Origin of the sequence: Glycocaulis abyssi (assembly GCF_041429775.1) — a bacterium.
Lineage (GTDB): Bacteria > Pseudomonadota > Alphaproteobacteria > Caulobacterales > Maricaulaceae > Glycocaulis > Glycocaulis abyssi.
Genome location: NZ_CP163421.1, coordinates 302,140 through 316,376 on the forward strand (window position 1 = coordinate 302,140; position 14,237 = coordinate 316,376).

Annotated in this window: 17 protein-coding genes; 5 read left to right on the forward strand and 12 right to left on the reverse strand. The window is 64.0% G+C overall.

The window, feature by feature from the left end:
- Window positions 1-96 precede the first annotated feature (96 nt).
- Genes AB6B38_RS01545 through AB6B38_RS01565 form a run of 5 tightly spaced genes read right to left on the reverse strand, consistent with a single transcriptional unit; the run spans window position 97 to window position 4,124 of the window.
- Window positions 97-408: a GNAT family N-acetyltransferase gene (locus tag AB6B38_RS01545; protein WP_371393900.1), complete on the reverse strand. Its 312-nt coding sequence runs from the start codon at window positions 406-408 to the stop codon at window positions 97-99.
- A 28-nt stretch (window positions 409-436) separates the two neighbouring features.
- Window positions 437-1,171 (reverse strand): HAD family hydrolase, encoded by a 735-nt coding sequence (locus AB6B38_RS01550; RefSeq protein ID WP_371393901.1) that lies wholly within the window; start codon window positions 1,169-1,171, stop codon window positions 437-439.
- Between the two features lie 11 nt (window positions 1,172-1,182).
- Window positions 1,183-2,100: an aminotransferase class IV gene (locus tag AB6B38_RS01555; RefSeq protein WP_371393903.1), complete on the reverse strand. Its 918-nt coding sequence runs from the start codon at window positions 2,098-2,100 to the stop codon at window positions 1,183-1,185.
- Window positions 2,101-2,103: 3 nt separating this feature from the next.
- Window positions 2,104-2,895, reverse strand: a complete 792-nt coding sequence (locus tag AB6B38_RS01560) for an enoyl-CoA hydratase (protein ID WP_371393904.1) — start codon at window positions 2,893-2,895, stop codon at window positions 2,104-2,106.
- A gap of 11 nt (window positions 2,896-2,906) precedes the next feature.
- Window positions 2,907-4,124, reverse strand: a complete 1,218-nt coding sequence (locus AB6B38_RS01565) for an acyl-CoA dehydrogenase family protein (RefSeq protein WP_371393905.1) — start codon at window positions 4,122-4,124, stop codon at window positions 2,907-2,909.
- A gap of 68 nt (window positions 4,125-4,192) precedes the next feature.
- Between AB6B38_RS01565 and AB6B38_RS01570 the strand changes: the two genes are divergently transcribed.
- The 3 genes from AB6B38_RS01570 to mutL are packed head-to-tail and all read left to right on the forward strand — an operon-like array spanning window position 4,193 to window position 7,436.
- Window positions 4,193-4,969, forward strand: a complete 777-nt coding sequence (locus AB6B38_RS01570; RefSeq protein WP_371393906.1) for a TSUP family transporter — start codon at window positions 4,193-4,195, stop codon at window positions 4,967-4,969.
- A complete protein-coding gene (locus tag AB6B38_RS01575) occupies window positions 4,966-5,559 on the forward strand; it encodes a GNAT family N-acetyltransferase (protein ID WP_371393907.1) in 594 nt (197 codons plus the stop codon). The genes AB6B38_RS01570 and AB6B38_RS01575 overlap by 4 nt, the downstream gene beginning before the upstream one ends.
- A gap of 32 nt (window positions 5,560-5,591) precedes the next feature.
- Window positions 5,592-7,436, forward strand: a complete 1,845-nt coding sequence (mutL, locus tag AB6B38_RS01580; RefSeq protein ID WP_371393908.1) for a DNA mismatch repair endonuclease MutL — start codon at window positions 5,592-5,594, stop codon at window positions 7,434-7,436.
- Between the two features lie 177 nt (window positions 7,437-7,613).
- Here mutL and rsmD read toward each other — a convergent pair whose 3' ends face one another.
- Both rsmD and AB6B38_RS01590 read right to left on the reverse strand, forming a co-directional pair.
- On the reverse strand, window positions 7,614-8,174 hold the full coding sequence (gene rsmD, locus AB6B38_RS01585) for a 16S rRNA (guanine(966)-N(2))-methyltransferase RsmD (RefSeq protein WP_371393909.1): 561 nt from the start codon (window positions 8,172-8,174) through the stop codon (window positions 7,614-7,616).
- On the reverse strand, window positions 8,149-9,114 hold the full coding sequence (locus AB6B38_RS01590; protein ID WP_371393910.1) for a pseudouridine synthase: 966 nt from the start codon (window positions 9,112-9,114) through the stop codon (window positions 8,149-8,151). The genes rsmD and AB6B38_RS01590 overlap by 26 nt, the downstream gene beginning before the upstream one ends.
- 38 nt (window positions 9,115-9,152) lie before the next feature.
- Between AB6B38_RS01590 and AB6B38_RS01595 the strand changes: the two genes are divergently transcribed.
- Window positions 9,153-9,617 (forward strand): nucleoside deaminase, encoded by a 465-nt coding sequence (locus tag AB6B38_RS01595; RefSeq protein WP_371393912.1) that lies wholly within the window; start codon window positions 9,153-9,155, stop codon window positions 9,615-9,617.
- A gap of 134 nt (window positions 9,618-9,751) precedes the next feature.
- Here AB6B38_RS01595 and AB6B38_RS01600 read toward each other — a convergent pair whose 3' ends face one another.
- The 3 genes from AB6B38_RS01600 to AB6B38_RS01610 form a co-directional block, all read right to left on the reverse strand.
- Window positions 9,752-10,342: a glutathione S-transferase family protein gene (locus tag AB6B38_RS01600; RefSeq protein WP_371393914.1), complete on the reverse strand. Its 591-nt coding sequence runs from the start codon at window positions 10,340-10,342 to the stop codon at window positions 9,752-9,754.
- Window positions 10,343-10,610: 268 nt separating this feature from the next.
- The gene (locus AB6B38_RS01605; protein ID WP_371393916.1) at window positions 10,611-11,537 is read right to left on the reverse strand and encodes a M23 family metallopeptidase; all 927 of its coding nucleotides are present in this window, start codon (window positions 11,535-11,537) and stop codon (window positions 10,611-10,613) included.
- Window positions 11,534-12,454, reverse strand: a complete 921-nt coding sequence (locus tag AB6B38_RS01610) for a hypothetical protein (protein WP_371393918.1) — start codon at window positions 12,452-12,454, stop codon at window positions 11,534-11,536. Before AB6B38_RS01610 ends, AB6B38_RS01605 begins: the two co-directional genes overlap by 4 nt.
- Before the next feature lie 148 nt (window positions 12,455-12,602).
- Between AB6B38_RS01610 and panD the strand changes: the two genes are divergently transcribed.
- Window positions 12,603-12,968, forward strand: a complete 366-nt coding sequence (gene panD, locus AB6B38_RS01615; RefSeq protein WP_371393919.1) for an aspartate 1-decarboxylase — start codon at window positions 12,603-12,605, stop codon at window positions 12,966-12,968.
- 70 nt (window positions 12,969-13,038) lie between these two features.
- Here panD and AB6B38_RS01620 read toward each other — a convergent pair whose 3' ends face one another.
- Window positions 13,039-13,713 (reverse strand): protein phosphatase CheZ, encoded by a 675-nt coding sequence (locus AB6B38_RS01620; RefSeq protein ID WP_371393920.1) that lies wholly within the window; start codon window positions 13,711-13,713, stop codon window positions 13,039-13,041.
- A gap of 49 nt (window positions 13,714-13,762) precedes the next feature.
- Window positions 13,763-14,149, reverse strand: a complete 387-nt coding sequence (locus AB6B38_RS01625) for a response regulator (RefSeq protein WP_127565869.1) — start codon at window positions 14,147-14,149, stop codon at window positions 13,763-13,765.
- Window positions 14,150-14,237 lie beyond the last annotated feature (88 nt).

Sequence of the window (14,237 nt, forward strand, 5' to 3'; positions counted from 1 at the left end):
TGGGCGTACCGATACCCCCTTTCGGTGCGACTCCTTGACGGAACGGGCCGGCACCCCCCACCGCCGGCCCGTTTTCGTTTGGGGGTGCGGTAATCGCTATTTCGCCTTGCCGCCCAGCACGTCCTGCCATTCGGGGTGGCGCTCTATCTGCGCTTTCGCGAATGGGCACAGCGGCACGATGCGCACCCCCTCTGCGCGGGCATCCAGCACACCACGCTCCACCAGCGCCTTGCCGACGCCCTTGCCGCGCCATTCATCAGGCACGCCGGTATGGTCGATGATGATCGTCTGCGGGTTGAGGATGGAGAAGGTCATCTCGGCGTCTGGCAGGCCGGGCGCGCGGGCCACATAGCGGCCCTTGGAGCCGGAAACTTCCCTTGTGATGGTGTAGTCGGGCTTATCGGTCATGGCGCGCTCCAGTGCGTTGTGAACGGGTTCAGGCAGGGGTCAGCTTCAGTTCCTTGAGTGCCTGATAGGCTGGCAGGCAGGTCTCTATCACGGCTTTTAGCGTGCCGGGCCGCGGATGGCCCGAAGGCGCGGGCGCTTCAAAGCCTGTCGATGCCTCCACACGGCTATACCAGTGGGGCGCCCACGGGCCGTCGCTGGCGCGCCGTCCTTCCGGCCAGGTCAGCATCGCCTCATCGAACGGTATATCCAGCGCGGCGCACAGCGCGCTCAGCATGCCGCGCGGATCGGCCAGCACATCCGCGCCCTCGATTACGGGCCAGCGCCTTCCGGTATTGGCGGCAATCACCTCGTAGAGTGCGTGCTGGCGCACCGCGCCGAGATCATCGGGGCGCACCTCGCCCATGGTAGCGTTGAAGCTGGCAGCCACATCGGCCGGATCACGGATCAGGAAGACATGCCGGCAGCGCGCCGTCCAGCTCAGCTCCACTTCGTCCAGCATGTGTTGGCACATATGTTTCTGGAAGAAGAGCGGCGAACCTTCGGGCGCTGATCCGGCGCAGCGCGCGGCGATTTTCTTCGGATCGGTCGGCCACAATTCCAGCACCGCCTCGCGGCCGGGATGGTTCAGCCCGGTACGGTCTAGATAATAGCCGTAGAAGGGCTCGTCCCAGACCTCGCAATCGGCCCGGTTTTCAAAGCTGCGCATCATCGCCGTGGAGATGTTGCGCGGGCCTGACCACAGGCAGATGCGGATGGTTTTCATGGGGAGCGGCCTTACGTGCTCTCGCGTTCAATCCGGGCAAGATACAGTTTTTGCAGGCGTTCCACCATCGGTCCGCGTTCCGTGGTTAAAATTCTTCCGTCCACGCTCGAAACCGGGGCAATGCCGGCAAAGGTGCCGGTTACGAAGGCTTCCTGAGCGCCATAGACATCGGTCAGCGAGAAGCGCTTTTCAAAGACGGGTATGCCCGCCTCCTGGCACAGCTCGATCACCACGCCGCGCGTAATGCCGCCGATGCAATACTCGCCGGTGGAGGTCCATACCTCGCCCTTCCTCACGATGAAGAAATGGGTGGAGTTGCAGGTCGCCACAAAGCCGTGCGGGTCCAGCATCAGGGCCTCGTCCGCGCCCGCCTTGGCGGCCTGTATGCAGGCCGTGATGCAGTTCAGCTTGGAGTGGGAATTGAGCTTCTGGTCCTGCACGTCCGGGTAGCCCCGGCGTACATGCACGGTGAAGAGATTCATCCCGCGCGTGGCCGCTTCCGGCTTCGGGTTCTTGTATTCGGGAATGATGACGATGGTGGCCGGGCCGATATTCACCCGCGGATCCTGATAGGGCGTGCGCTTCAGCCCGCGCGTCACCATCAGGCGGATATGCACGCCGTCATGCATGGCGTTGGCTTCCAGCGTCTCATACAGCCGCTTTTCCAGCGCCTCAGGGCTGAGGCCGATATCCATGTCGATGGCCTTGGCGCCCTCGTAGAGCCGCTCCAGATGCCGGTCCAGAAAGACGATGTGGCCATGGTGGACGCGCAGGCCCTCCCACACGCCATCGCCCAGTATGAAACCGGAATCGAAGACCGATACGACGGCCTTTTCGCGCGCGAATAGCTCGCCATTGACCGAGATGAGGATGCCCGCATTGCGCGGATCATCGACGTATTCGTGTGTGCCCTTGCTGGTATTGGTCATGCTTCAATCGAACCGGGAGAAGTCCGGCGCGCGGCGTTCGAGGAAGGCGGTCACTGCCTCCTTGAATTCCTCTGAGGCGAGCTGCGCGGCAAACTCTGCGCCTTCCTCAGCCATCAGCGTGTAGACGCTCTCAACGCCCTTGGTCATCAGCGCCTTGGATTTCTTCACCGCGTTGGGGGCTTTCGCCGCCAGCGCTTCGGCGCGCTTCATCACCTCGCTTTCGAGATCAGCTGCCGGGAAGACGGCGTTGACGAGGTTTTTCGCTTCTGCGCGGCTCGCATCCCAAGTTTCGCCGAGCAGGAGAAGTTCTGACGCCACCACCCGCCCGACAATGCCCGGCAGAACCGCGCTGGAGCCGAATTCCGGCACCAGCGCCAGATCCACGAACGGCGTCTTGAAGGTTGAACGGTCTGACGCATAGGCAAGGTCACAATGCAGGAGCAGGGTCACGCCAATGCCGATGGCCAGCCCGTCCACGCAAGCAATGACCGGCTTTGAGGCACCCAGCAGAGCGCGCATGAAGCGCTCCACGGGCGGCATGTCGCCCCCGCCAATGGTGGGCGGGGCCTCCATGAAGTCGATCAGATCATTGCCGGCGGTGAAGATGCCATCGGTCCCGGCAATTACCACCACGCGGATGGCCTTGTCGGTCTCTGCCGTCTCCAGCCCTTGTGCCATGGCCGAATACATGGCGCGCGTGATGGCGTTCTTCTTCGCGGCGCGGTTGAAACGGATCACACGGACTGCGCCGTGATCTTCGACCAGCACATCGGAAAACCCTGCAGGAGCGTTCATCGCCTGTTTCCTTATGCTTCGTTGAGCCAGCGCTTCATTTCGAGGCGGGCGATAGTGCGCTCATGCACCTCATCCGGCCCGTCGGCGATGCGCAGCGTGCGGATACCGGCATAGGAGGAGGCGAGCGGGAAATCGTCGGACACGCCGCCGCCGCCATGGGCCTGAATGGCATCATCGATGACTTTGAGGGCCATGACCGGGGCGGCCACTTTGATCATGGCGATCTCGCCGCGTGCAGCCTTGTTGCCCACGGTGTCCATCATCCAGGCGGCTTTCAGGGTGAGAAGGCGGGAGGTCTCGATATCGATGCGGGCACGCGCAATGCGGTGCTCCCAGATCGAGTGCTTGATGACCGGCTTGCCAAAGGCGGTGCGGCTCATGGCGCGCTTGACCATCAGTTCCAGCGCCCGCTCTGCCGCGCCGATCGTGCGCATGCAGTGGTGGATGCGGCCCGGGCCAAGCCGGCCTTGCGCAATTTCGAATCCCCGGCCTTCGCCCAGCAATATGTTGGACGCCGGCACGCGCACGTCTTTCAGCTCAACCTCCATATGCCCGTGCGGGGCATCGTCATAACCGAACACGGGCAGGTGACGCAGCACCTTCACGCCCTTGGCGTCGGCGGGGACCAGGATCATGGATTGCTGCTTGTGCAGCTCGGCATCGGGGTCGGTCTTGCCCATGACGATGTAGACCGCGCAGCGCGGATCACCGGCGCCGGAGCTCCACCATTTGCGGCCATTGATGACGTATTCATCGCCATCGCGCCGGATCGAGCATTCGATATTCGTTGCGTCGGAGGAGGCGACGGCGGGCTCCGTCATCAGGAAGGCGGAGCGGATTTCACCGGCCAGCAGGGGTTTGAGCCATTTCTCCTGATGCTCTTTCGTTCCGTAGCGCGAGAGCACTTCCATATTGCCGGTGTCGGGCGCGGAGCAGTTGAACACCTCGCTCGCCCAGACCACCCTGCCCATCTCCTCGGCCAGCGGGGCGTAGTCCGCATTGGAGAGGCCCGCGCCATGTTTGTCGTCCGGATGGAAGAGATTCCACAGCCCTTGCGCTTTCGCCTTGGCTTTCAGCTCCTCGATGATGGGCAGGACCTGCCAGCGATTGGTGCCGAATCCGGCCAGCTGGTCGTGATAGGTCTTCTCGTTCGGGTAGACGTGCTCGTCCATGAAGGCGCGTACACGGGCCAGATAATCTTTGCAGCGGGCCGAGTATTCAAAATTCATCTTGGGTGTCCTCCCTCGCGGTTTTCGCGTGTGCCCGCCATGGGGCGATTTGGTTTGTCCGGACTATCATGGCACTTCCCGCCGCTGATTCCATCTGTGACATGACATCCATCATCATTCTTTTTGCGGTTCTCGCGACCGCCTTCCTGTCGGCCGTGTTTGGTATGGCGGGCGGATTGATCCTGATGGGCGTGCTGGCGGCCATCCTGCCGGTGCCGGCGGCGATGGTGATGCATGGCGCGGTGCAGAGCGTGTCCAATGGCTGGCGGGCCGTGCTTCTGCGCCGCTACATATTGTGGAAATCCATTGGCTGGTACATGGCGGGCTCGGCTGCCGTCGCGCTCATCCTTCTCAGCTTCACCCTCATCCTGCCGCGCCCCTGGCTTTTCATCGTGCTGGGTCTGGTGCCGCTCATCGTGTGGCTGCCAAAATCGGTCTTCGCGCTGGATGCCACAAAACCGGGGCAGGGCATTGCCTGCGGGGTCAGCGTGACGGGGCTCAACGTGATCGCGGGCGTGTCGGGGCCGCTGCTCGATACTTTCTACCAGAATGTGGAGGCTGACCGGCGCTCGATCGTCGCCACCAAGGCCGCGACCCAGGTTGCCGCCCACGGGGTAAAGATCGCTTACTATATCGCCCCCGCACTGGCCGCGGGCGAGGGCGGGTCGTTCTGGCTGATTGCGGTAGCGATCCCGCTCTCCGTGATTGGCACGACGCTTGGCGCAAAAGTGCTCGACCGGATGAGCGAGGATGTGTTCCGCCGCTGGACCAAACGCCTCGTGACGCTCATCGGCGCATATTACTTCGTGCAGGGTGTGTGGTTGCTCAATGGAGGGGCGGGATGAAGCTGGAGCCAGCGCTACTGGAAAACGCTTTCGTGCGCCTTGAGCCGCTGCATGATTCCCATCGTGAGGAGATGCGCATCCTTGCCCGCGAGGCGGAGCTCTGGGAGTGGACGAGTGTGCGCGGTGATGGTCCGGGTTTTGATGCCTGGTTTGATCCCTTGCGGGCCGGCCAGCCCGGCAGCCGCCAGTTCGGCCATGCGGTGAGGATATGCCAGACCGGCGAGCTGGCCGGGCATACCTCCTTCCTCGCCATCGAGCCCGATCATGCCCGCGTTGAGGTGGGCTGGACCTGGTATGGCGCGCCGTGGCGGGGCGGGTTTGTGAACCCGGCCTGCAAGCTGCTCATGCTGGGCCGGGCTTTCGAGGCAGGCGCCCAGCGCGTGGAGTTGAAAACCCATGGCCGCAATCTGCGCAGTCAGCGCGCCATGCTGCGTATGGGCGCCGTGCAGGAAGGCAAGCTGCGCAGCCATATGGTGACGTGGCGGGGCGACCGGCGCGACACGGTGTACTTCTCGGTTCTGCCGGATGAATGGCCTGCCGTGCGCCAGGGGCTGGAGCGCCGCCTGCAGGCATTTGCCCCGGCGGCTTGACCGGCCCGCCCCCAGACCCGACTTTCCCGCCCATGGCCATCATCCGCCGACTCACCCCTGAAACCGTCAATCGCATCGCCGCGGGCGAGGTGGTCGAGCGTCCGGCCTCAGCCCTGAAAGAGTTGGTCGAGAACGCGCTGGACGCCGGGGCCACGCGCATTGATGTGCGCGCAGAGCAGGGTGGGCTGACCCGGCTTATCGTGGAAGATGACGGCCATGGCATGGACCGGGAGAGCCTCGCCCTGTCGGTGGAGCGCCATGCCACCTCCAAACTGCCGGTGGGGGCCGATGGCGCGGATGATCTTCTGAACATCGCCTCCATGGGCTTCCGGGGCGAAGCCTTGCCCTCCATCGGCTCGGTCGCGCGGCTCTCCATCACCACGCAAGGCCCCTCTGGCGATTGCTGGGCGCTGGAGGTGGAAGGTGGCAAGACCGGCGAGCCGCGCCCCGCCCCGCCGCTGGGGCGCACCGGCACGCGCATCGAGGTGCGTGATCTGTTCTACGCTACCCCTGCGCGCCTGAAATTTCTCAAGTCCGAGCGCGCCGAGAGCATGGCCATCACCGACGTGATGAAGCGCCTCGCGCTCGCGCGGGCCGATGTCGGCTTCTTTCTCACGCTTGATGGCCGCTCGCGCCTCGCCTTGCAGGCACCCGGCCTGGTGGACACGCCCGAAGCGCGCCGCTCCCGCCTCGCCGCCCTGCTCGACCGGGATTTCGCCGAGAACGCACTCGCCATCGATACGGTGCGCGAGGGCGTGAGCGTGACCGGCTGGGCGAGCCTTCCCACCTATAATCGTGGCACCAACCAGCACCAGTTCCTGTTCGTGAACGGGCGGCCGGTGCGCGACAAGCTGCTGGTGGGGGCGGTGCGAGGGGCGTATCAGGATTTCCTCGCCCGCGACCGGCACCCCGTGGTGGCGCTCTATGTCGATCTGCCGACCGACGAGGTGGACGTGAACGTGCACCCCGCCAAGGCCGAGGTGCGCTTTCGCGATTCCGGTCTCGTGCGCGGGCTGATCGTTGGCGCGCTGCGTCATGCGCTGGCGGGGGCTGGCCACCGTGCCTCCACCACCGTCGCGGCTGCTACCCTCGGAAGGCTGCAGCCGCAGAGCACGCCCACAGGCTCGCTCTGGGCGCCTTCGCGCGCTGAATACGGCGCGCGGGTATCACCCGCCTATGAAGCGTCACTCGCCGAGCGCCCCGCCCACGATTTCGATGCCGGATTGCCGCGCGCCGACCCCTCCGGCCTGGCTTACGCCGCCCGTGTGGAGGCAGAGCCTGCCCGTGAGCTGGAAGACTTTCCGCTGGGCGCGGCGCGCGCGCAGCTGCACGAGACCTATGTGATCGCGCAGACGGCGGACGGTCTGGTGATCGTCGATCAGCACGCCGCCCATGAGCGCCTTGTCTATGAGCGGATGAAGGCGGCGTTGGCCTCCACCGGCGTTCCCCGCCAGGCGCTGCTGGTGCCGGAGATCGTCGAGATGGACGAGGGCGAGGCGCGCCGCGTGCTCGACCGGACAGACGAACTCGCCGAGCTTGGCCTTGTCATCGAACCCTTCGGCCCCGGCGCGATTGCCGTGCGCGAGACGCCCGCCCTCCTCAAACGCCTCGACGTGCAGGGCCTGATCCGCGATCTCGCCGATGAACTCGCCGAGTATGACGAGGCATTGTCGCTAAAGGAAAAGCTGGAGGAAGTGGTCGGCACGATGGCCTGCCACGGCTCGGTGCGGGCGGGCAGGCGTCTCACGGGCGAGGAGATGAACGCGCTCCTGCGCGAGATGGAAGCCACGCCCCATTCCGGCCAGTGCAATCACGGACGGCCCACCTATGTGGAGCTGAAGCTTTCAGACATCGAGCGGCTGTTTGGGCGGAAGTGAGGGGTGGCCCTCGATCCTTCGAGCGCCACTGCGTCCGCAAGGATGAGGGCTACCAGCTATCACGCCCCTCATGCTGAGGAGGCTTCGTAGAAGCCGTCTCGAAGCACGGGGGCTTTCTGGGTTCCGGGTCTGCGCGCTGACGCGCTCCGCCCGGAATGACGAAAGAGGGGGCTTCAATCACCCCCGCCGCAGATACACCACCCGCGCTGCGCCGTATTCGCCTTCATCGAGGCGGTCCCAGCCGGGTGTTTCGGGGCGCTCCTCAACGCCCACTTCCAGAACCGCGATAGCGCCTTCGGTGAGCCAGCCACCCTCTTTGAGGCGGGAGAGGGCCAGTTCGCCAAGCCCCTTGCCATAGGGCGGATCGAGAAAAACAAGATCGAAGGGGGCGCCGAGATTGGCCGGTTTCGGCCCCAGCGCCGTTGCGTCACGCCGGTGGATGCGCGCGGCGCCCCAGAGCTGCAGCGCTTCCACATTGTCGCGGATCGCGCCGCGCGCGCCCGCATTGGTTTCGACAAACAGGCAGAAGGCTGCGCCCCGGCTCATCGCCTCAAAACCCAGCGCGCCGGAGCCCGCAAAGAGGTCGAGCACCCGCTTGTCCGCAATGCCGTCAGACCAGCTGGCATGGGCCAGCTTGTTGAAAATGCTTTCGCGGGTGCGGTCGGCGGTGGGGCGGGTCTTGCGGCCCCTGGGCGCGCTGAGCGCGCGGCCCTTATGGCTTCCGGCGATGATGCGCATCGGGCTTTCGGGTCTTGCTGTCAGGGCGTTTGCCGGGAGTGGATTTGCCACGCGGGGCACCGGGCGAGGGGCGTGCCGGTCCCTTGCCTGCGGGCGCTGGCGGGCGGGGGCGGTCCGGCTTGGAGACGGCCTTGCCGGTCATGTCGGCCTCGCGTGCGCCCTCCTTCATCGGATAGCCATCCCCATCAAGCGGATAGAGCTTGCCCAGCTGTTCACGCAGGACCGAGCGGCGGATTTCCTCCGTCTTGCCCTTTTCCAGTGCGCCAAGCTGGAACGGACCGTAGGCGGTGCGAAGGAGCCGGTTCACGGTCAGACCGACCGCAGAGAGGACTTTGCGCACCTCGCGATTCTTGCCTTCTTTCAGGCCGACGGTCAGCCAGGTGTTGGAGCCGGTGCGCCGGTCCACCACCACGTCGATGGGGCCGTATTTCACGCCCTCGACATTGATGCCTTTTTTCAGCTTCTCGATGGCCTCTTCGGTGATGTCGCCATAGGCGCGCACGCGGTAGCGCCGGGTCCACCCCGTTGAGGGCAATTCAAGCACGCGTGCCAGCTCGCCATCATTGGTCAGCAGCAGCAGACCTTCGGAGGTGAGGTCCAGCCGTCCGATCGAGATCACCCGGCCCATATCCTTCGGCAGGGCCTGAAACACGGTCTCGCGCCCTTGCGGGTCGGCATGGGTGGTGACCAGCCCGTCCGGCTTGTGGTGGCGCCACAGGCGTGTGGGCGGGCGTTCCGCGATGGGTTTACCATCCACACGCACATCGTCGCCGGGCCCCACTTTTACCGCCGGAGTTTTGAGGATCTTGCCGTTCAGGCTCACCCGCCCGTCCTCGATCATGCGTTCGGCCTCGCGGCGCGAGGCGACGCCGGCATGGGCGAGCACCTTGGCGATGCGCTCGCTGTCATCGGCATTTTTGGGGGCAGGGGGTCTGGCCAAGGCTTGCGGGCGCTCCGGTGAAGGCTTAAGCGGCTCCCATGAGCGACAGCCGCGACATACGCTTTATGGAGCTAGCCTTGGGTCAGGCGCAAGCCGCCGCCGCCGCGGGCGAAGCGCCGATTGGCGCGGTGATCGTCGATCCTCAGACCGATGAAGTGGTCGCTTTCGCCCATAATGCGCCGATTGCGGGCCATGATCCGAGCGCGCATGCGGAAATCCTAAGCCTGCGCCTGGCGGGCCAGAAACTTGGCAATTACCGGCTTACAGGGCTGGAAATGTTCGTGACGCTGGAGCCGTGCGCCATGTGCGCGGGCGCGATCAGCCATGCGCGCATCGGCCGCCTCGTCTATGGCGCATCAGATCCGAAGGGCGGGGCGATTGAGCACGGCCCGCGCTTCTTTGACCAACCCACCTGCCACTGGCGGCCGGAAGTGAGCGGCGGCGTGCTGGCAGAGGAAAGCGCTGCGCTCCTGAAAGGGTTTTTCAGGGCGAGGCGGGGGTAGGACTCTTTTCTTGTGCTCCGCACATCCGTGCGTCGCTCCTCGCATAGGCTCGGGCGCGCGTTCGCGCTTGCGGCGCTGCGCGCCGTTCAGCCAGTTCGGCCCCGCGAGGAGCCGCTAGACCCGTTCCAGCCTGATCATATCTGCGGTTCAGTCTCTCGCATTGATGGTCTGTCGCGCTGCTGTTCAAACCAGGCGGTCAACGCCTTGTTGTTCTTCCAATCGCGGCAGAATTGATGTGCGTCCATCAGGTGCAGGGCTGAGGCCAGTGTTGCGCCCCGGAACTGGCTGACATCGGGTAGCGCCGCTGTAGCTGCCAGAGTGTCGAGATGGTTGAGGCATCGCATCATGCGATCGCGTTCGACCTTCAACAGGACGTCTGACCGGCTTTCCGGTGTTCGGCGTTTCTCGCGCACCCAAAATGCGATGCCTTCGAGGAAGCCGGCAATCTGTCCTTCCTCGGCAACCATCTTCCAGTCCGCCTCCCCGGCATTCCCTCCACCGGCGAAATTCCTGATGTAGGCGAATACGCTCCGGGCTTCGGTTATCACCAGACCCGCGTGAACCAATGTCGGAACCCGGCCTACAGGGCTGAATTCGAGCACCGGATTATCGGCCTCGCGATTGGCAGCAAGCCGCTCCTCTGCGGCCTCCAGAACCTTCCACTCGCGCAACGCTATCCGGGCTGTGCGGGCATAGGGTGAGTTCGGTGTGTAGAAGAGGATCATCTGTACTCAATCCTGTCGGCAGCGCTTGGAGGTGCCGTACTCGAAGTTGGTACCCATCAGAGGCTGGATGTAAACGGCGGCGTGCTGACGGAAGAAAGCGCCACGCTGCTGAAGGCATTTTGCAAGGTGATGTCTCCCCCCGTCTGCGGGGGGAGTGGTCCGAAGGACCGAGGGGGGATAATCGAAACAAGCTCCCCCCTCCGCCTTCTTCGAAGGCACCTCCCCCGTAGACGGGGGAGGACATCTGCGGGTGATGACACGCCAAAACCTAATATGGCTCCGGATAGTCCCCGTCAGGGTCGTCCCCGCGCGCAAGGCGCTCAAAGGATTCGATCAGCGAGGTATAGGGCGGCACGGGCGTCAGGCGTATCTGATCTCCGATGAGCACGCTCTGGCGGATTTCGAAATGCAGGTGGAAGGTGGTCGGTGTGGCGCCGAAATGGTTCCAGATCACGCCGATCCGCTCGCCGCGCGCGACCGTGTCGCCGGTTTCCACATCGAGGCGGGCCGGGTCGAGATGCAGGTAGAGATAGCTGGTGCCATCGTCTGCCAGCAAGGTGACGGTGTGGCTGGAAATGCCGCTGATGACGCCATTGTCGGCCGCCACGGCCCAGAAGCGGTCTTCATCGCCATAGGGGCTGCGCGGACAGCGCGGCGGGCGGATGTCCTGTCCCTGATGGCCGGTGCCGCCGGGGCAGAAGGGCGTAGACCAGCCGCGCGTCTCGCAGAAATTGTCAAACCAGGGATAGTCGTAATTCTCGTCCGCGCACTGGTTCCAGGGCGGGCTGGCATGGATGCCGCCGGGCCGCCAGAGCTGTGTGTTGGGAAAGGCGCGTGGCACCTCAACGGGAAAACGCATGTTGGCGGCGTAGACAGTGGCCGTCTCTACCCCGCTGCCTGAGCCTTCGGGCAGTTCGCCAGCGGGTGTGTAGAAGGGTTCATCGCCCAGCCAGTCCCGTAGAACGACGGGTTCCGGTTCCGGTTCAGGCTCTGGTTCTGGTTCTGGTTCCGGTTCCGGTTCTGGTTCCGGGTCAGGCTCCGGGATTTCTGGTTCGTCCGGCTCCAGCGTTTCGGTTTCTTCGGGCGGATCAGCCGGCTCTGGTGCATCTTCGGGCGCAGACGGCCAGAAAATGGCGGCAATCAGCGCACCTCCGCCGATAATGGCGGCCAGCGTGTAGTCGCGGGTGACACTCATCTTGGCCTCCGCGGATTATTGCGCGGCGGCAGACCTTCAGGCGACCCGCCCGCGACCACCAGCCGTCCGGCAAAGGCGCGGATCGTGTTCTCATCGCGGCATTCGGCATTTTCATCCGGGTTGGAGCACGCGATCAGCAGGGTATAGGCCGCGCCATAGCGATTAAAGCTCAGCTCCTGGCCATATTCGGTGCGGGTCACCAGCTGGCCCTGCGCGTCGGTCATGGCCATGTACTGGCCTGCTATGGCGGCGCTGTTTTCCACCGCGTGGATCACCCGGCTGCCATTGATCTGGTACATGATGCCGCGCCGGTGAAAGCTCGCGCTGTAGAAATAGTCCGAGGCGAAGAACATCATGCCGGCAACGCCGCCGCCCTCTTCATCGCCGCGCGTGGCTGTGGGTTCGGTTTCCAGCGGCAGCAGGACCGGCAGGCGCGGGCGGGCGAGTTCTTCAGGCGGTGTGTTGCGGAAGGGCGGCACGCGCGGCGGCGGCTGGGTAGGTACAAAACTTGCCGGCGTGTCCTGGTTCATCTGCGCCATGTCGCGGCGCATATCGACGGCGGCCGTGTTCCAGTCTATCGGCGCAATCGGCCGGCCCTGCGCGTCATATTCGGGCTCCTGCGTCTGGATGTCTGGCGTGGCGGTTCCAGGAGTTTGCTGCCCTGTCTGTTCTGTTTGCGCACGCTGGGCGAGGGCTTCGCGCAAGGCAGTGGCGTCGAGTTGCCGGATCTGCTCGCGCTGCGGCTGGGCCTCCAATGCCTGAAGGATGCGCTCGCGCGTCAGCGCCTGTTCACGCACCGTTGCCGGCGGCGCGGATTCCTGTTGCTGCTGGCTGAAATGGGCAAGGCCGGGCGCGGCCAGCGCGGCGCTGGCGCCTAACGCCACCAGGATGTGGAAGCCTGATCGTTGCAATTTCATGTCCCTCCCGCCGCAGGGTATGAAAGCCCAGTCTAGCACACCGCGCCCCTTCACGGCAGCAAAAACCGGAAAGCCTGTGCGGGCAGGTCTGTTATTGCGCGCCCTCATGCATTATATGCGGTGCAACATCAGCCAGCCGGGAAACCCCATGCAGCTCACCATGATGAAGGCCAAGCTTCACCGCGCCAGCGTGACGCGCGCCGATCTGCACTATGAAGGATCGATCTCTATCGATGCAGACCTGCTTGATGCGTCGGGCATTCTGCCGAACGAGCAGGTGGATGTGCTCAACATCAATACCGGTGCGCGCTTCACCACCTATGCCATTGCGGCCCCGCGCGGCTCGAAGACATTCGGGATCAACGGCGCGGCTGCGCGCCTGGCACAGGTGGGTGACCGCATCATCGTGGTTGCCTATGCGCAGATGGACGCCGAAACCGCGCGCCAGTTCGTGCCCAGCGTGGTGCTGCTGGATGAAGACAATGAGGTCGTGACCGCGCCCAAGGCCGCGTGAGGCTTCCTGCTCCAAAATAAAAGCCCGCCGGTTGGTGCCGGCGGGCTTTTATTTTGTGTGCTGGCGCGCCCTAGTCGAACAGGGCGTCGATGGCGTTCTGGTCGAGGTCCGAGGCGATCAGCTCGTCAACCGCGTCCTGAGCGACCTCGGGTCCGCCAATGGCCGGGCCATTGAGGTGGAGCTTCTTCTTGCGCTCGGATTCGGCAACCTCATCCTCGTCGGCCTCGGCGTCATGGACCCCCATGGTGGCGGCAAAGCGGCTGACGCGCTTTTCCACATGACGCAGCGATTCCACCACTTTGGAGACACGCTGGCCGGACAGATCCTGGAACGAGCAGGCTTCAATGATGCGCATCATCGCCTCATCGACCTGGGCCTTGTAGGCAGCGATATCATCAGGCTTCTCGCCGAGCAGGGTCTCGGCTTCCTGCATGATGGTCTCGGTCGCCCGCTCGGTGTCGGTGACAACGGCTTCCAGTTCCGCGCCTGCGGTCGGGATGCGCTGTTCCTTGATATCGTTCGGGCGCAGCTTGGAAATCTCGGTGCGCGTCCGGGCGATATAGTCGGCGATATAGACGAATTCCTGATGGATCGAATTGTCGAGCGATCCGAAGAAGAGCTGCATGGTGTCGGTCAGCTGCTGCGCAAGCGACAGCACTTCCATCACCTGACCGTCTTTCAGGTCCTTGGTCTTCAAACTGGCGAGCGACTCGCGCACACGCGCGGCAACTTCAGGGGCGGGCATGACGTCCCTCCTTCATAAAAAGCAGCAATATTCCGGCTGTCAGAGCGGATCAGAAGTCGCCGATAACCGCGACCATCTTCGCTTTCAGCGTGCCGGCATTGAACGGCTTGACGATGTAATTGTTCACGCCGGCCTTTTTCGCCGCGATCACGTTTTCCGTCTTGGACTCAGCCGTGACCATGATGAACGGGACGCTCTTGGTCGCGTCATCGGCCCGTACGCGCTGCAGGAGCTCGTAACCGGTCATCGGTTCCATGTTCCAGTCGGAAATCACGAGACCGTATTTCTGCTTTTTCATCTTCTCGAAGGCTTCTGTGCCATCCGAGGCTTCATCGACGTTCTCAAACCCGATCTGGGTGAGAAGATTCCGGATAATCCGGATCATCGTCTTGTAATCATCTACCACCAGAATCGGCATCGACATTTCGACAGCCATACCCGCACCTCCATCCAGACCTTGTTTGTCATCCCAGTTTCCGGCAGGACAGGGCGGTTTTCCCCGCTCTTTTCTCCTCCCGATGTGG